This window comes from Endozoicomonas sp. ALD068, assembly GCF_049310145.1.
Lineage (GTDB): Bacteria > Pseudomonadota > Gammaproteobacteria > Pseudomonadales > Endozoicomonadaceae > Endozoicomonas_A.
The window spans coordinates 5,099,818-5,125,217 of record NZ_JBLYNU010000004.1 but is presented as its reverse complement, the minus strand read 5'-3'; the positions used below and the strand labels follow the sequence as shown (position 1 = coordinate 5,125,217).

Annotated in this window: 29 protein-coding genes and 2 pseudogenes; 10 read left to right on the top strand and 21 right to left on the bottom strand. The window is 47.3% G+C overall.

Going from position 1 to position 25,400, the window contains the following annotated elements; genetic code table 11:
* Positions 1 to 13 precede the first annotated feature (13 nt).
* The 7 genes and pseudogenes from ACO6V5_RS18825 to ACO6V5_RS18795 form a co-directional block, all read right to left on the bottom strand.
* Positions 14 to 1,291, bottom strand: a complete 1,278-nt coding sequence (locus ACO6V5_RS18825) for an AhpA/YtjB family protein (protein WP_422136248.1) — start codon at positions 1,289 to 1,291, stop codon at positions 14 to 16.
* Between the two features lie 163 nt (positions 1,292 to 1,454).
* Positions 1,455 to 1,805 (bottom strand): annotated as a pseudogene (gene rhuM, locus ACO6V5_RS18820) (RhuM family protein); the annotation flags it as partial.
* Positions 1,806 to 1,877: 72 nt separating this feature from the next.
* On the bottom strand, positions 1,878 to 2,003 hold the full coding sequence (locus ACO6V5_RS18815) for a hypothetical protein (protein ID WP_422136249.1): 126 nt from the start codon (positions 2,001 to 2,003) through the stop codon (positions 1,878 to 1,880).
* Between the two features lie 129 nt (positions 2,004 to 2,132).
* Positions 2,133 to 2,267, bottom strand: coding sequence for a hypothetical protein (locus ACO6V5_RS18810; RefSeq protein WP_422139493.1), 135 nt, complete (start codon positions 2,265 to 2,267; stop codon positions 2,133 to 2,135).
* A pseudogene (locus ACO6V5_RS18805) lies at positions 2,266 to 2,376 on the bottom strand (cell filamentation protein Fic); the annotation flags it as partial. The pseudogene ACO6V5_RS18805 and the gene ACO6V5_RS18810, both read right to left, overlap by 2 nt.
* 100 nt (positions 2,377 to 2,476) lie before the next feature.
* On the bottom strand, positions 2,477 to 3,400 hold the full coding sequence (locus tag ACO6V5_RS18800; protein WP_422139494.1) for a virulence RhuM family protein: 924 nt from the start codon (positions 3,398 to 3,400) through the stop codon (positions 2,477 to 2,479).
* A gap of 61 nt (positions 3,401 to 3,461) precedes the next feature.
* Positions 3,462 to 3,734: an N-6 DNA methylase gene (locus ACO6V5_RS18795; protein ID WP_422411934.1), complete on the bottom strand. Its 273-nt coding sequence runs from the start codon at positions 3,732 to 3,734 to the stop codon at positions 3,462 to 3,464.
* A 390-nt stretch (positions 3,735 to 4,124) separates the two neighbouring features.
* Between ACO6V5_RS18795 and ACO6V5_RS18790 the strand changes: the two genes are divergently transcribed.
* Complete coding sequence (locus tag ACO6V5_RS18790; RefSeq protein ID WP_422411936.1) at positions 4,125 to 4,823, top strand: hypothetical protein; 699 nt, start codon at positions 4,125 to 4,127, stop codon at positions 4,821 to 4,823.
* A gap of 372 nt (positions 4,824 to 5,195) precedes the next feature.
* Here the strand turns inward: ACO6V5_RS18790 and ACO6V5_RS18785 are convergent, their stop codons facing one another.
* Positions 5,196 to 5,396 (bottom strand): hypothetical protein, encoded by a 201-nt coding sequence (locus ACO6V5_RS18785; protein WP_422442055.1) that lies wholly within the window; start codon positions 5,394 to 5,396, stop codon positions 5,196 to 5,198.
* Positions 5,397 to 5,662: 266 nt separating this feature from the next.
* Between ACO6V5_RS18785 and ACO6V5_RS18780 the strand changes: the two genes are divergently transcribed.
* Positions 5,663 to 6,391 carry a hypothetical protein gene (locus ACO6V5_RS18780; RefSeq protein ID WP_422136255.1) on the top strand — a complete coding sequence of 243 codons (729 nt, stop codon included), beginning with the start codon at positions 5,663 to 5,665 and terminating at the stop codon, positions 6,389 to 6,391.
* A 545-nt stretch (positions 6,392 to 6,936) separates the two neighbouring features.
* The gene (locus ACO6V5_RS18775) at positions 6,937 to 7,638 is read left to right on the top strand and encodes a hypothetical protein (RefSeq protein ID WP_422139498.1); all 702 of its coding nucleotides are present in this window, start codon (positions 6,937 to 6,939) and stop codon (positions 7,636 to 7,638) included.
* Between the two features lie 101 nt (positions 7,639 to 7,739).
* Here the strand turns inward: ACO6V5_RS18775 and ACO6V5_RS18770 are convergent, their stop codons facing one another.
* Positions 7,740 to 9,056, bottom strand: a complete 1,317-nt coding sequence (locus ACO6V5_RS18770; RefSeq protein WP_422411940.1) for a hypothetical protein — start codon at positions 9,054 to 9,056, stop codon at positions 7,740 to 7,742.
* Positions 9,057 to 9,477: 421 nt separating this feature from the next.
* On the opposite strand from ACO6V5_RS18770, the gene serB reads away from it, so the two are divergent.
* Positions 9,478 to 10,704 (top strand): phosphoserine phosphatase SerB, encoded by a 1,227-nt coding sequence (gene serB / locus ACO6V5_RS18765; protein WP_422442056.1) that lies wholly within the window; start codon positions 9,478 to 9,480, stop codon positions 10,702 to 10,704.
* Between the two features lie 40 nt (positions 10,705 to 10,744).
* Here serB and ACO6V5_RS18760 read toward each other — a convergent pair whose 3' ends face one another.
* From ACO6V5_RS18760 to ACO6V5_RS18720, 9 genes are all read right to left on the bottom strand, one after another.
* Entirely contained in the window at positions 10,745 to 11,347 is a 603-nt protein-coding gene (locus ACO6V5_RS18760) for a hypothetical protein (protein ID WP_422412401.1), read from the bottom strand.
* 38 nt (positions 11,348 to 11,385) lie between these two features.
* Entirely contained in the window at positions 11,386 to 11,868 is a 483-nt protein-coding gene (locus tag ACO6V5_RS18755) for a nucleotidyl transferase AbiEii/AbiGii toxin family protein (RefSeq protein ID WP_422136261.1), read from the bottom strand.
* Between the two features lie 40 nt (positions 11,869 to 11,908).
* Positions 11,909 to 12,214, bottom strand: a complete 306-nt coding sequence (locus tag ACO6V5_RS18750; RefSeq protein WP_422139500.1) for a hypothetical protein — start codon at positions 12,212 to 12,214, stop codon at positions 11,909 to 11,911.
* Positions 12,215 to 12,282: 68 nt separating this feature from the next.
* Positions 12,283 to 12,810, bottom strand: a complete 528-nt coding sequence (locus ACO6V5_RS18745; protein WP_422412403.1) for a hypothetical protein — start codon at positions 12,808 to 12,810, stop codon at positions 12,283 to 12,285.
* 30 nt (positions 12,811 to 12,840) lie between these two features.
* Positions 12,841 to 13,110, bottom strand: a complete 270-nt coding sequence (locus ACO6V5_RS18740) for a hypothetical protein (protein WP_422412405.1) — start codon at positions 13,108 to 13,110, stop codon at positions 12,841 to 12,843.
* Positions 13,111 to 13,536: 426 nt separating this feature from the next.
* Complete coding sequence (locus ACO6V5_RS18735; protein ID WP_422136265.1) at positions 13,537 to 13,845, bottom strand: hypothetical protein; 309 nt, start codon at positions 13,843 to 13,845, stop codon at positions 13,537 to 13,539.
* A 677-nt stretch (positions 13,846 to 14,522) separates the two neighbouring features.
* Positions 14,523 to 14,918, bottom strand: a complete 396-nt coding sequence (gene vapC, locus ACO6V5_RS18730) for a type II toxin-antitoxin system VapC family toxin (RefSeq protein ID WP_422136266.1) — start codon at positions 14,916 to 14,918, stop codon at positions 14,523 to 14,525.
* On the bottom strand, positions 14,915 to 15,109 hold the full coding sequence (locus ACO6V5_RS18725) for a type II toxin-antitoxin system VapB family antitoxin (protein WP_422136267.1): 195 nt from the start codon (positions 15,107 to 15,109) through the stop codon (positions 14,915 to 14,917). The genes vapC and ACO6V5_RS18725 overlap by 4 nt, the downstream gene beginning before the upstream one ends.
* Before the next feature lie 56 nt (positions 15,110 to 15,165).
* Positions 15,166 to 15,411, bottom strand: coding sequence for a hypothetical protein (locus tag ACO6V5_RS18720; RefSeq protein WP_422136268.1), 246 nt, complete (start codon positions 15,409 to 15,411; stop codon positions 15,166 to 15,168).
* 44 nt (positions 15,412 to 15,455) lie between these two features.
* Between ACO6V5_RS18720 and ACO6V5_RS18715 the strand changes: the two genes are divergently transcribed.
* Both ACO6V5_RS18715 and ACO6V5_RS18710 read left to right on the top strand, forming a co-directional pair.
* Complete coding sequence (locus ACO6V5_RS18715) at positions 15,456 to 15,734, top strand: type II toxin-antitoxin system RelE/ParE family toxin (RefSeq protein ID WP_422136269.1); 279 nt, start codon at positions 15,456 to 15,458, stop codon at positions 15,732 to 15,734.
* Positions 15,734 to 16,024 (top strand): HigA family addiction module antitoxin, encoded by a 291-nt coding sequence (locus ACO6V5_RS18710; RefSeq protein ID WP_422136270.1) that lies wholly within the window; start codon positions 15,734 to 15,736, stop codon positions 16,022 to 16,024. Before ACO6V5_RS18715 ends, ACO6V5_RS18710 begins: the two co-directional genes overlap by 1 nt.
* Before the next feature lie 93 nt (positions 16,025 to 16,117).
* Here ACO6V5_RS18710 and ACO6V5_RS18705 read toward each other — a convergent pair whose 3' ends face one another.
* Positions 16,118 to 18,133 carry an EAL domain-containing protein gene (locus ACO6V5_RS18705; RefSeq protein WP_422412409.1) on the bottom strand — a complete coding sequence of 672 codons (2,016 nt, stop codon included), beginning with the start codon at positions 18,131 to 18,133 and terminating at the stop codon, positions 16,118 to 16,120.
* 168 nt (positions 18,134 to 18,301) lie between these two features.
* Here ACO6V5_RS18705 and gmk point away from each other — a divergent pair, with 168 nt between their 5' ends.
* Positions 18,302 to 18,919: a guanylate kinase gene (gene gmk, locus ACO6V5_RS18700; protein WP_422136272.1), complete on the top strand. Its 618-nt coding sequence runs from the start codon at positions 18,302 to 18,304 to the stop codon at positions 18,917 to 18,919.
* A gap of 58 nt (positions 18,920 to 18,977) precedes the next feature.
* On the opposite strand, the gene ACO6V5_RS18695 is transcribed toward gmk, so the two are convergent.
* Positions 18,978 to 20,774 (bottom strand): aminopeptidase P family protein, encoded by a 1,797-nt coding sequence (locus tag ACO6V5_RS18695; RefSeq protein ID WP_422136273.1) that lies wholly within the window; start codon positions 20,772 to 20,774, stop codon positions 18,978 to 18,980.
* A gap of 459 nt (positions 20,775 to 21,233) precedes the next feature.
* On the opposite strand from ACO6V5_RS18695, the gene rpoZ reads away from it, so the two are divergent.
* The 3 genes from rpoZ (at position 21,234) to ACO6V5_RS18680 (ending at position 24,157) form a co-directional block, all read left to right on the top strand.
* Complete coding sequence (rpoZ, locus tag ACO6V5_RS18690; RefSeq protein ID WP_252177852.1) at positions 21,234 to 21,485, top strand: DNA-directed RNA polymerase subunit omega; 252 nt, start codon at positions 21,234 to 21,236, stop codon at positions 21,483 to 21,485.
* Between the two features lie 39 nt (positions 21,486 to 21,524).
* The gene (gene spoT, locus ACO6V5_RS18685) at positions 21,525 to 23,678 is read left to right on the top strand and encodes a bifunctional GTP diphosphokinase/guanosine-3',5'-bis pyrophosphate 3'-pyrophosphohydrolase (protein WP_422136274.1); all 2,154 of its coding nucleotides are present in this window, start codon (positions 21,525 to 21,527) and stop codon (positions 23,676 to 23,678) included.
* Between the two features lie 92 nt (positions 23,679 to 23,770).
* On the top strand, positions 23,771 to 24,157 hold the full coding sequence (locus ACO6V5_RS18680; RefSeq protein ID WP_317144337.1) for a RidA family protein: 387 nt from the start codon (positions 23,771 to 23,773) through the stop codon (positions 24,155 to 24,157).
* Positions 24,158 to 24,403: 246 nt separating this feature from the next.
* Here the strand turns inward: ACO6V5_RS18680 and ACO6V5_RS18675 are convergent, their stop codons facing one another.
* Positions 24,404 to 25,267 (bottom strand): SDR family oxidoreductase, encoded by an 864-nt coding sequence (locus tag ACO6V5_RS18675; protein ID WP_422412413.1) that lies wholly within the window; start codon positions 25,265 to 25,267, stop codon positions 24,404 to 24,406.
* Positions 25,268 to 25,400 lie beyond the last annotated feature (133 nt).

The following is a 25,400-nucleotide window of genomic DNA, read 5'->3' as shown; positions in this document are numbered from 1 at the left end:
CAGTAGGCGTTGACTATCGCTCCAGCTCCCGGCTGATGGAATAAGCCTCCTGTGCAATGGCTTGCTGCTGTTCTGCAGGTAAACCGGTGACCTCCACAATATCTTCGCCCTGTTCACTGAGTTTTATTTCGGGCTCTCCGGCTGGCAGCCAGTTGAGCTGATCACGAAACATGTGAATACCTTCCGAGTCAGGAAGACTCGCCAGCATCAACGCATGACTGGCGGCATTGTCGGATTGTGAGGGATGCTCGCTACCGGGGAAATCACAGATACCGTCACTGATACAGATACCCAATCCCATCTCCAGCGAAGCGATGTTCTGCTCGCCAACCACCCTGTTAAGACTTTGTATTAACAGGGCACAACTCAGGGCATCCATGGCAAAAGAAGCACTTTCCAGACTGGAAAAGTGAATATACCCGGTGCCATCTGGTGTGTAACTTAACTCGCCCTGGTAATGTTGAGTGGCACACCTGAGCGCTTCGCTCTGAGTCTCAATAATGTTCATCAGATCGTGGGGGGCCAGCAGTTGCCGCAATCGGGACAGGTTTTTATTGCGGACACTGATAATGGCCGAGATTTCCTCTTTTTCCTCTTCCTCGGGTTCCGGCTCAATGGAGTCCATCAGTTTTTCAGTCAGTTGTTTTTCCACAAAACCAGAGAGTCGAAGTACTTCATTTCTAAAGGAGACCGGATTGGCCGGGGATTGCAGAATAGAATGCAACTGCCTTTCAATAAGCTTAAGTCGGGAAGTGATATTGGAGGCGAAAAAGGAGAGCAACAACAATCCACTGATCAGGAGAATGATGCTGATCGTAATGATCAGTGTCAGAGCATCGCCGGAATTTCGGGTCAGTAACTCACTGTCCAGTTGCAGGCGGACATAGCCTGCAATTACGTCCTGATAGTGTATCGGTGACGAATAAGTTTCACCCTTCTCACCGACCTCATCGCTCTCTGAAGAGGCTATTTCACGATTATCAATGCTGTATATGGCGGCCTTGGCCACGTAAGGGTTTTGCACCAGCTGTCCCAGCAATACGTTGAGACTGAGCCTGTCTCCTGTGACCAGCATATCGGTGGCCGCACTGGCTGTCTGGGCACTCAGCAGGCTTCCGATGGAGTCAGCCTGATGACGGCTGGCAGACTCCAGCTCGCTGCTGACCAGAAAGCCGGTAGACAGAGTCAGGGCTGTGAAAAGCACGCCAAACAGCAACAATAGTTGTTGGCGAAGGGACAGAGCTTCTGATTGTCTGGCAAACAGGGTGATGATTTTTTTCGGCAATGACAAGGCCGAACCTCCTAAGGTGTTATGTCAGGCGCTTCCATTGAACTGTTCTGCCAGAGTGCCGATCACGCGGAGCTTTGTGCATTGAAGTACGCATTGGGTGCCAATAGGCACGATTCTAACAGAGAATGTGGTTAAAACCTGACTTTCAAACACGCACGTTTGTTTAAATAAGGTCATTAGTGCCCATCAGCGGTTGGTCGGCATCGGCTTTTAAAGCGATGATTTCCGCTGCCGTATGACCGGTAATAGCAAAATGAAATTTGTCTTGCACATGGGCATAAAACAAACGAGTGGTGTCTGATTTGGGATGATAGTCGATACTGCACTCGGCAAAGATATCGGTAATCTGCTGGTAAATACGCCGCTCACTGGCATGGATGGAACGCACCCGCTCCAGCAGCTCTTTAAAGTAATCCTTACCAAAATACCGACCATTTTTTAAACGTTCATCATCCATGGCAAAGTCCTTGATGATGTATTCCTTGATTAAGGCTATCGCCCAAATGCGGAACTGTGTGGCTTGGGTTAGCCTACGGAAATGACGGCATCCAGGTTGTAGTACTCGAGCTTGCGTTTTACCTCCCGCTTACCCTCCCTGTTGAACTGTTTCCAAAATGGAAATAGTTGCTTTTTGATCCAATTCGCCACTGGAGTAGATATTCTCCAGATGCCTGGAAATAGCTGGAACACCCACGCCAAACAGTTCAGCCATACGCTTCTGGGTTAGCCATAGGGTCTCATTGTTCAGCAGGACCTCTCTGCCTTTACATCTCCACCGGGAGCGGTATAAAGCAGGAATTTGGTGGTTTGGTCTTGCAGGCTCAGGTTTTTATGGCTCATGTCAGGCTGCCCTCTCTTCTGGCTTTGGGAAGCTTAGCAGCAGGTCACGGTAGTATTCGTACTGCTTTTGGCGCAGCTCAATTTCTCGGGGTAAGCCTTCGGTGATGGAGTGGGTCAGGGTGTCGAATTTATCCATTGATATCACCAGAATCCGAGAGCTGTTTGGCTTTTTGCTTGCTGAGCTTTTCTTCTGCTTTGGCCAGTTCTATTTGGTCGGTGATGTTTAATTTATTGGCCGGAATCATGGCTTGCCTCCATTTTTTTTGGGAGGCTTCTATTTTTTTTATCTCTTTGTCGAAGTCACTTTCAAACAGACGGTCTTGAACAATGCGGTACTTTTCAAATTCACTTTCTGCCCAGTCCTTTGCATACTGTTCCAGAGTTGTGCAGGATCTCACGGTCATCGAATTCGAGGAACTGGTCCAGTCTTTTGGCCCAGTCCTCCATGGTCATGGGCATCTTTCTCAGGGCACGTGCTTCCGCCAGTTCAAGGTAGGCGTTGACGATTCGGCTCAATCCATCCATCTCCTCTTTACTAAGATAGTTTTTCGCAACAGAGACATCAGTTTTCAGGACTTTGCCATCGGGTGAGTTTTTCCAGCTGGTTAACCCCATATTTGCTTTTTCGCTATTTGCGCGTTCTTTGATCAGTTCAGCTGCAGTGTGGCCATGAATTGCGTAATGAAGTTTATTCTGAACCTTTGAAAAAAATTCTCGGGTGATAGGAGCATCCTTGTTGTAATCGATGCTGGTCGAGTAAATATCAGTTATTTTCTGATAAAATCTGCGTTCGCTGAGGCGGATCTCGCGGATTTCTTCCAGCAGTCTCTCAAAGTAGTCTTCCCCGAGAAAGGAGCCATTTTCCATACGCTCTTTATCGATGACATAACCCCTGATGGCAAAGTCTCTCAGGGCTTGGGTAGCCCATTGGCGAAACTGAGTAGCACGCACAGAGTTCACCCGATAGCCCACAGAAATGATCGTGTCCAGATTGTAGTGCTTGGTATTATACTTTTTGCCATCTGTGGCAGTTATCCGGAAATTCCGGATAACTGAATTTTCTTGTAATTCGCCCATTTGGAAGATATTTTTCAAATGTTCATTCACTGTTCGCACATCAACCCCAAAGAGTTGCGCGATGAGTTTTTGTGACAGCCAGATGGTTTCATCTTCATAACGAGCTTCAATGCTCTGCGTTTCGGACTGGGCTGTAAAAATCAGAAACTCCGCAGTGGAGTTGCGGACGAATTTTTTGTTGTCTTTTCTCATGCCTTAACCTCTGTACCTTCTAACTCAGCCACAATGGCATCAATCTCCGAGCGTAGTTGATTTATTTTGCCAACCGTGTTTTCAGCTCAGCATTCACCTGGGTAATATCAACCTTCTCCCGGGTATCCCTGGCTTCTACATAACTGCTGACCGACAGGTTGTAGTCATTGTCAGCGATCGTCTCAAGGCTGACCGACTTTGCGACATGCTCCACATCGTCCTTGCTGTCGAAGAACGCCATAATCTGCTGGATATGTTGATCCGTCAGCACATTGTTATTGGTCTCTTTTTTAAAATCACAGCCAACTACTGAGCCACGAACGTCGTTGGACACTGGTCATTGAGGCACTCCTGAAAATAAGGTTCTTCTGACAGCACGCTACCGCTCAGAGATTTGGCTACTGCAATCAGCAACAGGCGGAGCATGGGTCTCGATAGCTCTGTCAGTAAAAAAGAGTTCAGTTTATCACTTTCGCTGAAAAGCCTCGCCCAGAAGTGGGCCGGGAGCGTCAAAATACTACAAAATGACAAGCAACAGTCTGAAAAGTGGGCTGATTTACCGTAAATATAAAATCACCGAACAGATCAGCCCTTATTCATAGCTTTGTTAATTGCACTGACTTCAATGTTATGAACCTTCGTTCCAAAACCAACTCTAAACTATTGAATCAATCTCAAATGTTCTTGCTAAGTGAGAACGAAACTAACTAAAGAGGTATTAAATATGAATAACGTCGATAAGAATTCCGGAATTGTTGGTTTATTTTCGCAAAAGCCTAAGGAAGAAATACCAAAGGGTGTCAGCTTCGGCAGAACCACAATGGCAGCTGACAAAGTTGATTCTTCATTGAGCCATGTTGTAAACGGAAGTGGCACCGATCACTCAAGCCAGAGGTTGGAAACTATTGCCAGCACCAGCACGTCACTTGGACAGAGAGTAGTGTCTAACCAGACGAACACCGAAATAGACGCAGCAAAAACAAAAGCTCAGGAGAATGTGTCGGCAATCATAGATCACTTGGATGGTATGAAAGAAAGACTAATTGCCAAGGATAAATATTGTAGAAATACAGCTCATAACCCAGATATCCAAGTATTTGAGAATGTAATCCAATTACTTGGGCATCTTGAACCTGGTAATATTTCAGAATTTGCAGAATGCTGTGATTCCACATGCTTTGTTAAATTCGGTGATCATTCTTTTTGTACTACTGATTTTAATTTTTATTATGGGTCTGAGGTATTATTCTCTTTACACCATAATGTTTTCATGCCTTGTGGTAAAGGTTATTCTTTAAAGAAGGGAGCTGAAGTTATTGAAACCAGCGCCTTATTTGATGAACTCTATTTTGCTCCTGGTGCTCCTGGTGCTCCTGGTTATCAGGCTGCAAAAAGTGATTTTGAGAGACTTCAGAGCAGCTGATTTTATCGGCTTGTCCGTTCGCTAATAACCTGACGAAAAAGCAGCTTTTTGTGAGCTATATTTTACCATTCTGTTTGATATGGCTCGCACAGTACTTAAAGCTGGACAGGGTGAGCGGACATCTGCCGGGTATAATTGATGACCCCGCACCAACAGCTGAAAACAGCCTGCTGGGAGCTGGTCATTGAGGCATTTCTGAAAATGATCTTCTTCTAACAATACGCTGTCGCTCAGAGATTTGGCTATTGCAATCAGCAATAGGCGGAGCAAGGATCTCGATGGCTCTGCCAGTAAAAGAGGGGCAGTCTACTTACTACCTTTGCCGAAAGCCTCGCCCAATCGAGGGTGTCGCAAAACTTCAACAGCTCGTTCTCACGCTCTGAAGTCGTCATTCCCGCGAAGGCGGGAATCCAGCGCCAATGGTGGATCTCTGCCTTCTCGGGGATGACAAGGCCAGGGGGACACCGGGCAGTATGGTTCTGGTGGAGAGTCAGTGTGGATTCCCGCCTTCGCGGGAATGACGAGAATGAAGCCGGGAATGACGAGAATGAAGCTTGCAATGACGGGAGTCAACGCGTTCCCACGCCGGAGAGAGTTTTGCGACACCCTCAGAAGAGGGCTGGGAGACTCAAAATACTACAAAATGACAAGGAACTACCTGTAAAGTCGCCTTACCGTAAATATAAAATCATCGAATAGATCAGGTCTTATTCGCAGGTTATTCAATTGCAATGACTTCAATGTCATGAACTTTTGTGCCAAAACCAACTCTAAACTATTGAATCAATCTTAAATGTTCTTACTAAGTGGGAATGAAGCTAACTAAAGAGGTATTAAATATGAATAAAGCAGATAATAATTCCGGAATTGTTGGTTTATTTTCACTAAAGCCTAAGGAGGAAACACCAAAGGGTGTCAGCTTCGGCAGAACCACAATGGCAGCTGACAAAGTTGATTCTTCATTGAGCCATTTTGTAAACGGAAGTGATACTGGTCACTCAAGCCAGAGGTTGGGAACTCTTGCCAGCACCAGCACGTTGCTAGAACAGAGAGTAGTATCTAACCAGGTGAGCACCGAAATAGTCGCAGCAAAAAAAAGACCCCAGATGGCTGTGTCAAAAATTATAAATCACTTAGATGATTTTAAAACAAAAATAATTGCCGAGGATGAATATTGTAGAAATAAAGCCCATACTCGGGATATCCAAGTATTAGAGAATATCATCCAATTACTTCAGCATCTTGAACCTTGCAAGATTTCAGTAGTTGTAAGATTTAATGTTGGGGCAGGTTCTGTTAAAATCGGTGATGATTTTTTTAGTACTGTTGATTTTAATGTTTATTATAGGGGTCAGATGTTATTCTCTTTATTGCAGAATACTGTCAGTCCTGGTGATACACGTAATCCTGTGAAGCTGGGAGCTAGAGTTGTTGAAACCAGCGCCTTATTTGATGAACTCTATTTTGCTCCTGGTGGCCCCGGTTATCAAGCTGCAAAATGTGAATTTGAGGTATTGCAGATCAAATCGTTACTTGATGGTCTTAAAGGTTTACCTGTCCACGAATAACCTGAGCGAAAAGGCAGTTTATAGTGAGCTACAGCTTACTCGTTTTGTTTGATATGGTTTGCACAGTACTCAAAGTTGAATAGGGTGAGTAAATCAAAGACAGCTGCGGGGTAAAATCAATGACCCTGCAATAACAGCTAAAACAGTTTGTTGGAGCTCTGGTCATTGAGGCATTCCTGAAAATGATGTTCTTCTAACAATACGCTGCCACTCAGAGATTTGGCTATTGCAATCAGCAATAGGCGGAGCAAGGATCTCGATAGCTCTGTCAGTAAAAAAGGGACAGTCTACCTTCGCCGAAAGCCTCGCCCGGAAGAGGTCTGGGAGCGCCAAAATACTACAAAATGACAAGTAACTGTCTGAAAGTGGCCTGACTTACCGTAAATATAAAATCATCGAATAGATCATGCCTTATTCGCAGGTTTGTTAATTGCACTGACTTCAATGTTATGAACCTTCGTTCCAAAATTAACTCAAAACTATTAAGTCATTTTTTTAATGCTCTTGCTAAGTGAGAACGAAGCTAGCTAAAAAAGGTAGTAAATATGAATAATGTAGATAACAATTCCGGCATTGTTGGTTTATTTTCGCTAAAGCCTAAGAAGGAAACACCAGAGGGTGTCAGTTTTGGCAGAACTACAACGGTAGCTGATAATCTTGATTCTTCATTGAGTCATGCTGTAAACAGGATTGATCCCGATCACTCATGTCAGAGGTTGGGAGCCGTTGCCAGCACCAGCACGTCACTTGAACAGAGAGTAGTGTCTAACCAGACAAGCAGTGAAATAGACGCAACAAACAAAAAAGCTCAGGAAACTTTGTCAAGAATCATAATGCGCTTGGATTCAGTTAAAAAAAGTCTAATTGCCATCGATAAACTTTTTGAAAAGACAGATTCTAGCCAGTATATTCAAGTATTTGAGAAGGTCATCCAATTACTCGGGTATCTTGAACCTTGCAATATTTCAGAAGTTATGGAACATAAATCCGGTGATGGTTTTAGTGCTATTTATAAGCACTTTTATTATGGGGATGAGGTGTTATTCTCTCTATTCCATAATAGTGCTATTAAAAGTGCACTCGAATGTGGTCATATGAATGGGTTACCAGCTATTCAAACCAGCGTCAAATTTGAAGAACTCCTTTTTGCTCCTGGCGGCCCCGTCTATCAAGCTGCAAAATGTGAATTTGAGGTATTACAGATCAAATCGTTACTTGATGGTCTTAAAGGCTTGTCTGTTGGCTAATAACCTGACGAAAATACAGCTTATAGTGAAAAGGTTTACTTATAGAGACTTACCTGGCGGCATAGTTTGAGATCAGAAACTCATAGGTATCACCAAACAGGTCAATTGGGTTTGCCACCATATTTTTTTTCATACCATCTTTCAAAATCACTGTTCTCGCTTGAGCTTGAGCTCGAGCTTGAGGTTTCATCTTCATCTGACTCTTCTATGCCTGCTCTTTCTTCGGCATGTCGCATATGACGCATTGCAAGACATGATGCTGTTAGTATGCCTGCCAGTAGCAATTCATCATCTTGATGAAACCGTGAAAATATTTCTTCCCTTGTAACCGCCGGTCCAAGAGATTGTTCCAGGATAGAATTGATTCTTTCATCTGTATTTTCCGGGAATAGTATTCTAATCAATCTGGCAATCGCACAACCCATTGCTGTCACTGCGTTTTGAGACCCTGGCAACGCTGCCGAAGCGCTCCCGGTCGCACCATCAATAGTTTGGGACGCATTGTCTATTTCTCTTTGCTTTCTGGATACCAAATAATGATAAAGACTTTCCAGCTTCAGCGATTGATGCTGGTCTTCCACCCAGAATCTTTCATTAAATTCTTCTTTATCAAGAAAGTCTTCAGAAAAATCTGTCATTAGAAGAGAATGAAGCATTTCTATTGTTTTCAATTTCTCCACCAGGAACCTCAGCAGAATCATAGTGTCATTAACGTTTTCAGTATCTGCGTAGTTTTCATAATTCATAAAGGCCGTCACTTCTACAAAAGTTGGTGTTATCGGATAATCCAGAAAGTTAGAGAGTATTGATTTGTCGTCGTTTATTCCCAGAAGTCCATGACTTGTTGACAAGGGAGAGTTTCCCTTGCTGCCAAGACCTGCAAGAGAAAAAATAGCCTGATCTGGAGTCAGGCTGCCTGAATATTGTTCTCGCTGACTGCTCTTTCGATAATCGCTGCTTTGTAAAAAAACACTCGTCGGCAAGCCGTTTAAACCAGTTGGCAATGTTTTTGCCTTTATAGTGATGCCCGAAAAAAACTGTCCTGTTTTTTCAGTCTGAATTGAAGCATCAACAGGCACAAAAGCAGCCTTCTTCTTCTCTAACAGAGCCTGCAAATCAATGTGGATCAGATGACCTGAACGATCAGTCACAACCAGAGACTGGCCACCATCTGCCCGAAGTCTGATGGTATCTTTTTCGTTAATGTCTGAAATCAGCAGTACTGAGCCTTTTTGGGAATCAAAAAACGGAGTAAAACCATGGATGGATAAAATTATATCGCCCACAACAATAATGGAACCATCGCCCAGCACTATAGATAATGGCTCAGGCGAAGGGGTTGGGGGAGAATCTCCTTTAACTGTTCCTACTGCAATCAAAGTAAAAAATAACAATGTTTGCCGTAAGCTGTTTCGCATTGAAAAACCCCACTTAGCAGAAAATAAATTGGAAACACCTAATGCTTGAACGGTGCCGACTATTGATCACTCCGACCTGCAATGCTACACAAACCCTGATTGTCGTATGTTGAGTGGGGATATTGATGCAGAGCAGGTAAATACCCATTGCCTTTGATGGATTACTGCAACAAATCGACAGTGTAGCTTGTTTTCCAATTCCCAGATTTTTCTGACTCATAAAGTGTTTTATTTGAGCTGTCCATGACGTGATTCCCCCTTTTAACCAGATCAGAATATAGGATAAAAAGCGTCAGGGCTCCTCACTGCCTGACGGCAATGAGCTCTATGAGTTACAATGCGTTGTCTAACCACCATGAGCGATAGAACAAGGCTGGTTACCACCGTTTTTCATTCAAAACGATAAGAAGTCAGGTGAACTGTGAGAGAGATTCTGCTGATCAACGTGACAGGGCAAGACAAGCCCGGTCTGATGTCCACAATAACGACCATCATGGCCACCTGTGCTCATCAGAACGGGGGGCTGGAAATGCTTGATACTCGCCAGTCGATTATCCGTGACACCCTGACCGTGGGGACTCTTTCATGGCAGATCATCCTTCGATTGCCAGAAGGTTTGGAAACCTTTCCCGTGGTGACAGATCTGCGTTTTCACTTTGATGAGCTTGAACTTCAGTTTAATTATCAGGCCCTTTCTGATGAAGACTATGAACAGTGGGTATCCGGTCAGGGCAACAATCGTTACATCCTGACCCTGCTTTCCAGAAATATAACGGCAGAACAAATCGCCGGTGTTGCCAATATCACGGCTGAACATGGGCTGAATATCGATCAGATTACCCGACTGTCTGGCCGTTGTCTGGAGTTCTCGGTCGGGGGTGTTTCTCCCGATCTGGATAAATTGAGAGCGGACTTTTTACACATCTCCCCGGAGATGGATATGGATGTGGCCTTTCAGGAAGACGACATCTATCGTCAAAATCGCAGACTGGCGGTGTTTGATATGGACTCTACCCTGATTGAAGCCGAGGTTATTGATCGGCTGGCTGAAGCGGCGGGTGTGGGTGACAGGGTGGCAGAAATCACTGAAAGGGCCATGCAGGGCGAACTGGATTTTAATGAGAGTTTCCGCGAGAGACTGGCCATGCTGAAAGGTCTGGATGAGTCGGTTCTGGCAGGCATAGCCGAAAAGCTTCCTATAACAGAAGGGGCTGAGAAGCTGTTTCAGAGCCTGAATGCCCTGGGCTATAAAACAGCCATTCTGTCTGGTGGTTTTACTTACTTTGCTCGCTTCCTTCAGGAGCGATTAGGGGTCGACTATATCTTTGCCAATGAACTGGAAATAGTTGATGGCAAAGTGACTGGTGCAGTCAAAGGTGAAATCGTCAATGGCGAGCGCAAGGCGACCTTGCTCCAACAGATCGCCCGGAGAGAGGGGATTTCTCTGGAGCAAACCATTGCCGTAGGCGATGGAGCTAACGACCTGCCCATGCTGGGAGTGGCCGGGTTGGGTGTTGCGTTCAGGGCCAAGCCCCTGGTCAGACAGAGCGCCAGACAGTCTGTCTCAATATTGGGTCTGGATAGCATACTTTACCTGTTAGGCTTCGGTGACAAAGGCCTGCAAATGTTGAGTCAGGATAACAGCTAAGCGAGGTTCTGGCGTTCAATGATTAGAAGACAGTTTTTATTCATTCAAGTAATGAACCCTGCACCGTCTCACTGCACTGATCAGCCCTCTCACCGTCAATCAAAAGTTCCCCTTCCTGGTCACCCTGCCCATCCAGAACCCGGTAGAGCAGTGAATAAGCGACCCGCCACTGCCCTTCTGCCACCTTCAGGGTGACCGATTTAGTATTCAGACGGAGGACATGCCCAAAATGTTCCTCTCCCTGCTTATCTTTAAAACCCAGCAGATCTCCAACAGCAATGGCATGGCGACTCAGCCCCTGCCGGGTTTCATGATTAACACGGACATCGGCTCCTTCAAGATTGAGCATGTAGTAAGGCACAGACCAGCGTTTACCATCGGTAAAATCCAGTACCAGTGCCCGCTTTTGCCTGAGCTGCAAGACTTCACAGTCGCGAAGCGAATTGCTATTACTGTCAAAATAGCTCAGCTTCTGTCCTATGGTCAGCGCTGCCTTGATCCGCCCTATGCGCTCTGACGACTCCAGCTCCAGGTGGATCATGGCGTTCAGTCGGAACAGATCGAAGGTGCTGGCTCGGTTCAGAGCCTCCAGCAATTGAGCGTAATCCATAGAAGGCTTGACTGGCAGGTTACTGTTATTCATTTGTTATCATTACTCCAGTAAAGAACATTCGGCCATCATCACATTCTGAACTCGGGAGGCTCATCTTTACCATAAAGCTCTCCCTTCAATCCGCTAAACAGTTTGTTTAACGTCCCTGACAAATAGCCTGAAAATTTTTCCTTACCCAGTGTGCGTTCATAGACGTCAGAAGGTATAAATCGCTGCATTTCCGTTTTCAGACGACCATCGGATACCATTTCAGGGATATTCTGAATCAATTGATCCAGTCGTTGTTCAAAATAACCAAAGTCATCAAGCAGGTAATCGTTCACTTTCTTTTTCACCAGCTCAACATTCATTTCGGCACCCTGTTGCAGAAGCCAGGGCAGATCCCATATATCACGGTAGCGAATGTATTTTTGTGTCGCAGGCAATGCAATCAGCTTGTCTGCAAGCACTTCGTCAAGGGTTTTAGTGAATACCAAAGTGTCGCCATAGCCATCGGGTAGAAACGGATAATTCACTCTCAGTGGCAATGCTTTTTTGGTGTATGCAGGCACATTAGCGACTTCAATCTTGATTTTTTGCCGAGGAGTATCTTTACGGCCTGGAGAAGTTATTACTGAGATTTGCCATTTGTCGATGTTCATTTGTGCATAACGAGGCTCTGGCGCTGTCCAGAATATCGGCGACTGATCGGCGGGTGTGGGTAAATTCAAGAACCCCAAAAGGGGTTTTATATTCTCCCTTCCGCCCCGTAGTCATGATGGTCAGCCGATCCACTGGAATCTGGGAAATAGCACCATATTCCGATAGTGCGGATTCCAGACTGATGTAGTTGTAATCCCCCCTTCGCAAGGCTATGGCAATGGATTGAACATTTTTAAAGCAAACCGTACCTTTCAAAACCAATCAATGATAGCTGGGGCTCAAGGCAGTCTGTGATATCTAATTGATTAATAAGCAGCGGTCGTTTACCGGCACCTTAACCCCTGCCAGTGGCTGGTTTTCTTGGCATAACGCTGTTTTAGCTCTGCCAGCTTCCGATCGTAGGTTGTTTGTCTGTCGAGCATTTTGGCCATGAGTTGAAGATCACCAAGCTCTGCAGACAATTCAGAATACACCGTAGAAGAACGCCTTTTCTCAAACAACTCTTCCACCCGGCGCCAGCAGGCATCTTCATTGGCGGCCACAGTTGCGGCCTTTTCCTGTTGTTGCCGCAGCTTCTGTTCCATAGCCTTTTCATGGGCCTTTTTCCGCAATTCCTCGGCGGAAGCCAGCAGTTGGCCAACCGTGACCGAACTGCTGGAGGGCACCTCCTGAGCCCGATCAACCAGTGCTTCCGGCTGAACACTGACATAATCCGGTTTGACCCGGGCCGACGCTACAACCCGCTGAGCATCGAGTTTCAGGAAGTCACACAACGCATTCTGGCTGGCAGAAAGATCATCAATGCCGGGTGAGATGGCGGGGGAAAGGGAATCTGGCTCCAGCCAGTCCATTTGAGATAACCAGGACAGATACAGTGAACGTTAGTCACCGTGCATCAGCTCATTGCGAATGTTCAACAGGCTGCCCATCCAGCCATCACCTTCATCCCAATCGTCGTCGTAGCCGTCTTCATTTTCATAAGCAAACTCAATGATCCAGTGACCAGCCACCCCAGTGTAACTGCTGGTATCATTCACCAGATAACGAAGCAGCAGCGACTCATCGATAAGATTTCGAGGCGTCTTGATGGCAAAAACCTTGTAGCCAAAATTGGAAACATAAACATAAGCATCAAAAAATCTGCTCAGCAACTGCCTCGGGTCGGCTTTTAAATCACCGTAGTTATATATAAGTGTTACAAAACCGGGTAGACGATATCTGTGCCCGGCTGGAAATCCCCCGGAGATAGCCCATCTCCTCTTTGGACAACTGTCGGTCAACGGCTACCAACTCATAATACTGGTATTCAGTCATGCTTTTTATGCCTATTACACCTTCTTACGCCTGCGTACCTCATCAAGGCTGACCACATTATCTGGTAGAGCCAATGATGCCTCCTGCCCGTTAAGAGTAGTTGCTTTAGCAGGAAAAGGGTTTCTTCACTCTCCTTCAGTTGTTCCAACCCATAAAGTTCATAGGACTGGCTCAGCCACTGCTCAGCATCCGTAACATGTCCATTGACGCTTAGGTCGGTATTTCTGAAAAACCGGATGACCTTATCCCTATCCAGAAACTGGTCATACATGGTCTGAGCCTGGTCTTCTGTGGTAGCGCCACTCTACTATGGCCATATGGATAGACTCTCTGGCCCAGCGCTTGGTAAATCGCTCAGCAAACTCGTTTAAATCAGAAAACATCGGGTTAGAAAAAAGAATGGCATAGCGGCTGCGGGCTTCTACTGCAATAACATCCGTGTACTCCTTTCTATTCCGGTAGCCCTTAACCGCATGCACCTGCCAGGCAATGACATGATCGCCAGAAGCGATGGGCTGGGTGCCAATGCGCTTTCCGTCCGGACTGGGTAACCGATCCAGATCAGCCTTCATATTACTTGCAAAAGGCATTGGTAGCAGAAATTAATACTTCAAGCATTGACGGTATCTCTTGATTGTTCCCTTGCAGGTTGGCTTGTTGGCCGAATAGGGAAGATTTGAAACATCTGTGCTGGTGAGACTATATGGTGCGACTATTTCGAGGGCCATGCCAGACGTATTTGCGCTATGGCCTATGATTGTTATGGGGATACTCACACGCTATTGAGCCGTTTTGACCAGCTGCCCAACCCATTCAGCGAGCCATAATCCCTGCCAGTACAAAAAAATGCCATCTCGTAAAACAACCGAAAAAACCGAATCAGCTTTAGTTGTCGGTTTTTTCGAGTGCTATCTCTCCAATAACGTTAACATGCACTCTGCAACAAAAATCTGCTTATACCAGCCCAAAAGCGGTACAAGCTCAACCCAGCAAAGAAAGGGCAGCAGACCCTAAGCATGTGCTATTCATTAATACCGACCGGGAATACCGTGAAGGCAAAGCCAAGAACCGTCTGCGCCCGGAAGATATTGATAATTTATCGAATTAAAAGTCGCCAGGTTTGTCACCATGCTGATGGAGGCTTCTGCGTAAGTCTCGTCGTTATAGGCTGCCTGTAGCCTCTGAAGTCAGAAGCCTGGCCTGACAGAGTCTATTTTTTAAACCCTGCTCCACAAACGACATATTCCTTTCACGCCAGTGCCGATATCAACCCAAGGTGATCGGAAAAGGGGTTAAAATCCCTGTCGGCGTAGAGCAATGGTATCTTTTGCTCGATACAATATGTGGCAATGATGACATCATTGGTTTTTCTAACCGTGATCCCTTTGTTGCGTAATGCCCGAAAGTTATTAGCGCACTTAATGACCATGGACGGGCCAAACAGCGTATATTCATCCAATAACGACAGCTTGCTTTTTACTTTTCGGAACTGTTTGTCATCCCGGATACCTTGCAGAATTTCCAGAAAAACAATGTCTCCCATGGCGAGGGTACCCTCAACAAGACAGGCATCCAGTAAATCCGATGCCGGAGTGATCTTGCCATTGAGATAGTCAATCCAGACACTGGTATCCGCCAATATCATCGTTGACGCCTCATTTCATCCAAATCCCCTTCCCACTGGATTTTGCCCCGCAGGCTTCTGATGGATTGTTGCTGAGCGCGTCTTACCAGCAGTTTCAAGCCTTGCTCCACCACTTCTTTTTTGGTTTCCAGTCCAGTAGCCTTCAATGCCTGTGCCATTAAATCATCATCGATTACTATGTTCGTGCGCATGATTCACCAATGTGTATATTATTTGTATATTTACACATATTAGTGACGATAGAGTATTACAGCAAAAACCCTGGCCTGAACCTCTCCTCCTTGCAGGAATGCCCAAAACCTCTTTTTGTATACAGCTTATCCACAGTATGCCAGGCGTTGAAATCCTCTGTATAACCCAGCTGGAAACTCTGGCTCGGCGCAACGGCGGCAGCATCCTTTGCTACCCTGTTCCAGTGTTTGAGGCAGATGCCGTTAGGCTGCTGTTCGATGGCAGCCCCAAGTGCCTGCTCATTGGTTTGGCTGACCATCATTATCTCTCAATTGACACTGGAACCTTTGAGGTTACACTTTAGCTATGATAATCAGTTTTCTGCATAAGGGGTTGGAGCGGTTCTATCGTACCGGTAAAACCTCGGGAATACAGGCGCAACATGCCAGAAAATTACAGCGTATTCTCACTAACCTGGACGAAGCAGAGCACATTTCTGAAATGGATTTTCCCGGCTACCGTCTGCACCCGCTGAAAGGAGAACGGCAGGGTATCTGGTCGGTCACCGTCAGTGGCAACTGGCGAGTTACCTTCCGACTGACTCAGGCCGGTGTCGAAATAGTCAATTACGAGGATTACCACTGATGGCAATATATAACCCCGCTCACCCCGGTGAAATTCTGGGTGAAGATCTGCTGAAGCCGCTTGGACTCTCCGTTACCCAGGCAGCCGAACACCTGCGCGTAAGCCGTAAAACCCTGTCCAAAATCATCAACGGTGGGGGGGCGATTACCGCAGAAATGGCATTGCGTTTGGAAAAGGTGTTTGGCAAACCCTCTGCCGACCACTGGCTGCGGATACAAAATGCCCATGACCTGTGGCACCTGAAGCAGAAAGAACTGGACGTTACCCCCTACCAGCCGGATGCTGCCTGATGCCCTGAGGCTACCTTGATTTTGCCGGTTACGGCGCTATTGATCAGGGTGGCTTTGAACTCTTTCAATCGTTCAATTTCAAGTCACAGGCTGCTAGCTGCTGAAGTCGTAGGTCATGGATTCAAGAGGCGGTTGCAGATAATGACCCTGCATATAATCAACACCCAGCTGCCAGATGCTGGTCAGTGTCTGGGCATTTTCTACCCCGGGCATGATAATGACTTTATTGAGGCTCTTGAGATTTTTCGTGGCTTTCCTGAGATGAGCATCGTCATTACGATCAAGCTTTTCCGTGAACAGATAATCCAGTTTCACAAACACCAGATCCAGGTGTTCCATGATTCTCATGGAGCGTGACTCGCCCGAGAACTGGGTCATGGCAAACTGACAGCCAACAGGCTGCAAACGTTCCGCGAAAGACTTAACCTGATTGAGATGCTGGTGAATCAGTCTTTCGGCCATTTGCAGGATAATCATATGGCCTGGAACATCTGCAGCTTGCAGTAGGCGAGACAGACGCTCAGTAAATTCTTCGTCATCCAGACTGGCCTGACTGATGTGAATCATCAGTCGAGTATCTTCACCGTTTCTGAGCTTTCTGGACAGCAGCTTCACGGACTGACGGATAACCCATCGGTCAATAAATGGCATCAGGTCACTGTCTTCTGCGGCATTGATAAACTCGCCGGCAGGGACTTCTCTGCCCTTCTGGTCAAGAAGACGCAACAGAACTTCATAATAGCCAGGACCATCTCCGGCTACGCTGATCACAGGTTGGAACAACAAACGAAAACTGTCGTTTTCAAGAGCCTGACGAATTATGGCAACGGTATCACCATTACAGGCTTTCTGATTATCGATAGCGCTTTGGGAAAAGAATTCGAGCTTATTACCTCCGCTGCTGGCTGCCAGATGACAGGCCAGACGGGCGCGCTCCAGCATGGCTTGTCCATCACATTCCTGACCACTCTCAGCCAGGCCAATACTGGCTGTGGTGAAGAGAGTTTGCTGCCCTGCAGAGATCAGTTCATTTTCCAGAGCCTTTCTTAAAGGCTCCAGATCGGTAATATTCTTTTCATGGACATTGATCAGGTATACTTCGTCACCATAGTGTGTGGCCGTGCTCTCGGGTACATGTTCACAGAGAAGCCGACTGATTGTTTCCTGAACCGCTATGCTGCCGTCAATGCCTATATTTTCCCGAATCGAGTCATAGTTATCGAGCCTCAGATAAGCCAGGGTTTCCGGCTCCTGTTCAGAGTTGAGCACCGAGGTAAAGTGTTTTCGCGGAATCAGAATAGAATCGTCTTCCTGATGAACGACCGTCGTTGTTGCTGATGCGGGAGCACTGGCTTTGACTATGACCTGAATGCACGGCTCGTCATCAAACACTGCATCAGATAACAGGACTGTTGCCGAAAACGTCTGGTCTTCAGCATTTATTAGCTGGCACTCAACAGCGGGCTGTTCATCGCCCGGTTTGAAATGCTTGATCAGATTTTTAAACAGAGGCTGGTCTTGGGAAGCGATCATATCAATCAGAGGCATACCCGCGAGATCATCCGGGTCTTCATAACCAAACAGTTTGATGTAAGAAGGGTTGGTATCGATGTGCATGCCTTCGTGAACATAGGCAATGGCCTGTGAAGTATTGTCCATCAATAGTTGACAACGCTGCTTAAGGTCGTTCAGCTCTTTTTGCAGCTTTTGCAATTGTTGTCGGCGTTCCTGACTCGCTTTTTCTCTGAGAATGGCGTGCAACATGTGTTCTTCGTGACAGTGATGGATGGCATCACCTGCTCCTTTCTCCAGCCAGTGCTTAATCATGTCGGGTTTATTATCATGAACAGATACAATGACTGGAATATCGAGCTTTAATCTCCTGATGCTGGACAAAACCTGCTCGGCATTGAGCATGGGCGTTTCTTCAACCGTGAGCAATAAATCCCAAAGGCCAGTGTTCAGCGCCTCTTCAAGCTCATCCAGAGTTTCCAGATGTTGTACGCGGGCCGGAAGGCCGGAGTTGCGGAAAAGTTTAACCCAACGCTCTGCCTCGTTTCTGGAAGTCTCAAGCGTCAACAGGCGTACCGGCTGTTTGTTATTATTCATGGTGGCCTCGTTGCAACCCCTGCAAAAACTTATTCTACTAAAGAAGACTTATTAGCTTCTGTTAAACTGCATTCTAATCATTCTCCGCAATGTTCAAAAGACTTAGTGTGCATCGGAAGTGTTTCATTTAAATCCCCGGCAGTCTTACTGCTGTCGTTTGGAGATATCATGGTAAACAAAGGTAAACTCTATATCATCGCAGCCCCCTCGGGAGCCGGCAAGACCAGTCTGGTCAAGGCTATGGTTCAGTCGACTCCCCATGTGAAGGTATCGGTTTCCCACACAACCCGTCCGATTCGACCCGGCGAAACAGACGGAATGAACTATCACTTCACCAGCAAGGACGTTTTTCTGGAGCTGATGAACCAGGACCGGTTCCTGGAACACGCAGAAGTCTTCGGGAATTACTATGGCACCTCTGAAGCCTGGGTACGGGAACAGCTGGATACCGGCGAAGACGTTATTCTTGAAATTGACTGGCAGGGTGCCGAGCAGGTGCGCAAGCTGATGCCAGAAGCCGTCAGCATCTTTATTCTGCCTCCTTCCAAGGAAGCGCTTCGTGAGCGTTTGATCGGTCGAGGCACCGATGACTTAGAGGTGATTGAACGTCGTATGAATCAGGCTGTGAATGAGATGTCTCACTATGCAGAGTTTGATTACCTGGTTATCAATGATGAGTTTGATCTGGCTTTGCGTGACCTGCAAACGATCATCAGGAGCCGTCGCTTGTCTATTGGCTGGATGCAGCACTACAAGTCCGGCCTGATTGAAGGTTTGTTGAACTGAACATAAGGAGCAAAACGACAGCCATCGGGCTGCCGTTTTATTCTATAGTTGCCTCTGGTCAGACTGATTCCGTGGCGTTGGTCAGCCACTTCAGATCTTCCCCTTCCAAAAGTGGAGACAGTTCACGCCTCACTCTGGCGTGATAGTTGTTCAGCCACTCAATCTCCCCACTGTTGAGCTTATCGAGCAACAGTGGACGGGTATCAATCGGTGCCAGAGTCAGGTCTGTCAGTTTGTAGAAATCGCCGAATTCGGTTTTGATATCTTCTTCAACCAGCATGATATTTTCGATCCGGATACCGTGCTTGCCATTACGATACATACCTGGCTCATTGGTAATCAGCATACCCGGCTTCAGAGCCACATCCAGGAAGTATTGGCTGACACTGTGCGGGCCTTCATGAACATTCAGGAAATATCCTACACCATGACCGGTACCGTGATTGTAATTCTGACCTTCAGCCCATGCCGGTTGCCTTGCCAGCATGTCCAGCTGGATGCCACGGGTACCTCGCAGGAAACGAGCCCGTGCCAGGTTAATATGACACCTGAGCACCAGAGTGTAGTCTTTCTTCTCCTCTTCGGTCATTTCACCGCAGGCAAAGGTGCGGGTAATGTCTGTGGTGCCATCCGGGTATTGGCCTCCCGAATCAACCAGCAGAAGCCCCTTTGGCTGAACTGTAAGGCAGGTGTCTTTTTCAGCCCGATAGTGAATGACCGCACCATTAGGCCCATATCCGGCAATGGTCGAAAAGCTTGGTCCCTTAAATTCAGGAGCCATTGCCCGAAATGCCTGAAGGTTTTCATCCAGGGTAACTTCGGTCAGGGTTCCCGTGGAAATCTGGCCTTCAAGCCAGCGCATAAAGCGCACCATGGCGATACCATCACGACGATGGCAGTCATTCATGCGTTTGATTTCAAAGGGATTCTTAATCGCTTTGAGGTTTCTGGCCGGGCTGGTGGTCTCAATAACATCGACGCTGTCTGCAATAGCCTCAAACAGCGACTGAGAGGTAGTCGCGGGATCAATCAACAGTGCAACATTGTCGAGTGACAACAGACTGTCTGCAATCGCTGAATAAGCTCTCAACTCTACAGATGAGGCTTTCAGTGCTCCCAGAGCGTTTTTATCTATACGACTCTCGTCAATAAAGAGCTGTGCCGAGTTTTTGGTAATATGAGCATAAGCAAGAAAAACCGGGTTGCATTCAACGTCAGAACCACGCAGGTTGAACAGCCAGGCGATGTCGTCCAGGGCTGTGAGCAGAACATGATCGGCTCCGGCTGCTGTCATTTCTTTCCGTACTTCAGCCAGCTTTTCTTCACGAGTTTTTCCTGCCATCTCATTGCTGTGGAGGAAAACGGACTCAGCAGGCATGGCTGGGCGGTCTTTCCAGATATCACTCAGCAGGTCAAGATCGGTTTTAAGGGAGAGGCTTTTGCTATCAAACGACCCTTTGAGATTTCTGACGAACCTGAGGCTGACAACCTTGCCATCAAAGCCAACGACCTGACCTTCTTCAAGGTTATCTGCTATCCATCTGTTGATTGGCGGCACATCAGTCTGCCCCTGTTTCATCAGTTCAATGCCGCTGCCCGCCAGTTGTTCTTCAGCCTGAAGGAAATAACGGCCATCGGTCCATAAGGCCGCCCGCTCCTGAAGTACCACAAGGGTACCTGCTGAGCCATCAAACCCGGACAGCCAGGCACGACCATTCCAGCGATCGGCCACGTATTCGCTCTGGTGTGGATCGGAGCTTGGAATAATCCACGCGTGAATGTTCTGGCTTTTCATTACTGATTGCAATGCTGCCAGCTTTTCCGGAGTCGTCAGCTGATTAACCGTGATTGTCATAAGTTTTGTTCTGATTTGTCGGTGGCAAAATAATAATGTCAGGTGACGGCGATACTATATAAATAACTGCATAACTACCTCTAAGGGAAGTCCGAAAGGTAGAAAATCTCTACTTCTTTAGCCTTTGTCATAGTCTCGTGGCTGTCCAGTAAAAAGAGCGGATGTGTCATTATAAGGATGTGCTTCGGAAAGACCTATTGATCTGACGCAATCAAATCAGTTGCCGATAAATAACCAATGACTGATGAACTGACCTTCCGTAGTATGGCTGCTGACCCGTCACGGGCTTGTTTGGACTCGGGTCGTAAAGTAAACTGTAAGGTCGGAAAACAGGCTGTTTCAGCCATGGAACAAAAGTGCTCTTTCCAGGGAGTCTGACCGAAAAGAGGCAGAACATTAACCCCGGTCGGGCGAATAGGAAAGGGCATTTCCACAGTGATCAAATTTGAGAGGTGAGCAGTGGCTCGAGTAACCGTAGAAGACTGTCTGGACAATGTTGATAATCGCTTTGAGCTGGTTATGGTCGCTTCCAAGCGTGCCCGTCAGCTGGCGATTGGTGGTAAGGACCCCAAATTGGAGTGGGAAAACGACAAGCCCACCGTTATGGCGCTACGCGAAATTGCAGAAGGTCTGGTAACCCCTTTGTCTGTTGAAGAAAAAGTGGTAGACGAAGACGAAGCAGCCATGTTTCTGGCTGGCGTTGAGGGTTAATACCTCCAGATCTCTCCCGGAGATGTTCTGGATGGCTGGATGGCTGCACAGGAGGAGCGGGCTTTGCTGACTATTGAAGAGTTTGCCGGCCGCTTGAAGTCCTACCTGAATCCCGAACAGGTGAATCTTGTTCGTAGGGCTTACTATTACGCTGAACAGGCGCACGACGGTCAGACCCGGCGTAGTGGTGAGCCTTATATTACCCACCCCCTCGAAGTAGCTGCGATTCTTGCAGACATGCACATGGACCATCATAGTCTGATGGCCGCCATGCTGCATGATGTTATCGAAGATACCGGAATTGAAAAATCTGCCATTCACGAACAGTTCGGTGAAGTGGTAGCCGATCTGGTTGACGGAGTCAGCAAACTGACGCACATGCAGTTTGAAAACAAGACTCTGGCCCAGGCCGAAAACTTCCAGAAAATGGCTCTGGCCATGGCACGGGACATCCGGGTCATTCTGGTCAAGCTGTCAGACCGACTTCACAATATGCGTACTCTGGGTGTTCTCAGACCCGACAAGCGTCGTCGGATTGCCAGAGAAACCCTCGACATTTACGTGCCGATTGCCAACCGGTTGGGTATGCACAATCTGCGGATTGAACTTGAAGATCTCGGCTTTCAGGCCATGTATCCCATGAGATCCCGAATGATACGTCAGGCAGTAAAAGAGGCTCGGGGTAATCGCAAGGATCTTGTCGGTCAGGTTCAGAGAGCCATTGCTGCCCGCCTTGAAGAAGTCGGCCTGATGGGCCGGGTGGTAGGACGGGAAAAGCACCTTTACAGTATCTATCGAAAGATGCGTAACCAGAGCAAGTCCTTTGCCGAAATCATGGACATGTTCGCATTCCGTATCATAGTTGAAAGTGCCGACTCCTGTTACCGTGCGTTAGGCATGGTTCATAATCTTTACAAGCCTATTCCGGGGCGTTTCAAAGACTACATTGCTATCCCTAAGGCCAACGGCTATCAGTCACTTCATACCAGTCTTTTTGGTATGCATGGCGTTCCCATTGAGATCCAGATCCGTACCCAGGAAATGGAGGATATGGCCAATAATGGCATTGCTGCTCATTGGCTCTATAAATCCGGAGATGAAGCGCTGTCCGGCAGTCATGCCCGAACACGTCAGTGGCTTAAAGGTGTTCTGGAACTGCAAAAGAATGCCGGTGATTCACTGGAGTTTATTGAGAACGTTAAGATCGACCTGTTCCCGGACGAAGTTTACGTCTTTACACCCAAGGGGCATATTCTTGAATTACCCAAGGGTGCCACTCCCGTTGATTTTGCCTACACCGTGCATACTGATGTGGGTAACACTTGTGTAGCCTGTCGCATTGACCGTCGTCTGGCTTCCCTGAGTCAACCATTGCAGAGTGGGCAGACGGTAGAAGTGGTCACAGCGCCCGGTGCTAGACCTAATGTCGCCTGGTTGAATTTTGTTGTGACCGGAAAAGCCCGATCCAATATACGTCACTTCCTCAAGAATCAGCGGCGCAATGAATCCATTGCCCTTGGTCGTCGACTGTTGAACAAGGCTCTGGTCAGCTTCGAGAGTCATCTTGATGATATGGACGACCAGGTTCTGAAAGGTCAGATTGAAGCGCTGAAATTCGATACTGTGGATGACCTTCTGGAAGATATAGGCTTAGGCAACCGCATGGCATACGTCGTTGCACGTATGCTGATGGAGCCTGGCAGTGTGGAAGCAGAAAAAAACCAGATCGATACTTCTGACTCAGAGAAACCACTGTCGATCCGGGGCACGGAAGGCATGGTGATCAGCTTTGCCAAGTGCTGCTACCCGATTCCGGGTGACCCGGTTGTCGGGCACGTCAGCTCAGGCCGTGGCATCGTGATTCATACCGAAAGCTGTAAAAACATTGCTGATATTCGTCATAGCCCTGAAAAAGTACTGGAGGTGGATTGGGACAAAGATGTTTCCGGCGAATTCACAGTCGAGTTGTTGGTAGAGCTGGAGCACCACCGAGGCATGATTGCTTCTTTGGCAACCAGTGTCACTGCAGTGGAGGGCAACATCGAAAAAATCAGCATGGAAGAGCGTGATGCCAGCTTCTGCATGGTTCAGCTGGTGATCAAGGTAAGGGATCGTCTCCATCTGGCCCGAATCATTAAACGCCTTCGTGTGATCAAGGGCGTTCACTCCATTAACCGTCGCAGAGAAGCCTAGGAGCCTTTTATGGGCGAAAACTTCAGAGGGACTTGAAAAATACGTGTTGTCCCTTACTATTTGGCTCTTTTCTGTTTAGAAGCGAGCGCATAATGAGTAACAGACAGACCATAAACACTGAGAATGCGCCTCAGGCCATTGGGACCTATTCTCAGGCGGTTAAGGCGGGAACGACCGTTTATGTTTCCGGCCAGATTCCTCTGATTCCGGAGACCATGGAACTGGAGCAGGGAGACTTCAAGGCGCAGACCCGACGCTGCTTTGAAAATCTGAAAGCCATTGCCGAAGCTGCTGGCGGAGAACTTCAGGATGCGGCAAAAGTGGGCATTTTCCTGACCGACCTCAGCAATTTTAATGCGGTCAATGAGGTTATGGCCGAGTATTTCACTCAGCCCTACCCTGCCCGTGCTGCTATTGGCGTCAAAGAGTTACCCAAAGGTGTTCCGGTCGAGATTGATGCCATTCTGGAGTTGAGGTGATTTTTTAATAGCTATCCGGGGGGATTATACTCAGGGAATCTCTCCATCGAGTATTGAGGTATTTTTTTCTGTGCAGGCTTTTTTCGCTCGCAGTTAAAAATATCTCAGCCACAGGCGGAAGGATGTTTGTCAGATAAACCCATTTTCCTGGCTGCATGGTTGTTATATTTCTTCTTGTTCCAAGTCTGTCCTTTGAGCGCAGCGCTCTATCCGATAAGCGATTTTTTCATATTCCTTTAACAAGAATTACTCAGAAGACATTGAGCTTAAAAGCTCTGAGTAGCCAGCTTTATAGTTTGGGTACCTGAAAGTGTAACCTGCATCAACAATTCTTTGATTGCTGCAACGTTTGCTGCCTCTCTGGGGCTGGGGAGCAGGATGGTTGTCATCCAGCACTATATCGAGTTGATCCGCAAGCCAGTGCAGTACTTCATATAATGGCGCAGGTTCATGGTCAACTCCCAGATAAAGGGAGTCAACGGGAAGCTTCTGTTCATCGCGTTGAATCAGGTGAGCCAGAATACCGGCGCAGTCATCACGGTGTATACGGTTGCCGTAGATGACAGGCTCTGCTTTGCAACCTTCACCGGCTCTTACCCGGTTGATCATGCGATGTCTTCCGGGACCATAAATACCGCCAAAGCGAACGGCTGTTGCAGGAAATGGACTATTGATCAAAATGGCTTCTGCTTCCAGCATGATCTTCCCGGAATAACGACCAGGATTCGTGGGTGAGGTTTCATCCACCCACTGACCATCATTCTGGTGGTAACAGCTGGTACTGGAGGTAAAGAGCACTCGTTCTGGCCGATGGCCGTCTGCCTGAAGGCGGGAAAGAACGTTGGAAAGACCTCTTAAATAGGCTTTATGATAATTGTCTTGACCGGGTCCATCGGCAGCGGCCGCATAGACGACATAGTCAATTTTGTTGGGCCATTCGCCCAGCTGCTCCGGATTCGAGAGGTCGCCCTTTACAGGATGAACGCGTCCGGGTAAACGGTCGATGCTCCGGCGTAATCCCCAGACGAAGTAATTACCTGTGTCCAGAAGCTGCTGTGCCAACTCGCAACCGACATCACCACAACCGGCGATCAATACATTTTTATTCATAGCGGCCCCGTCATTTTTTAAAAAAAGGACACCCGTGAGTGTCCTTTATCTTCAGGGAAATGCAAGTAACCTTACTTAAATTGGACGTTTCTCTCTGCGGCTCTGGTAATACACCCTCTGCTTTTGACAGAAA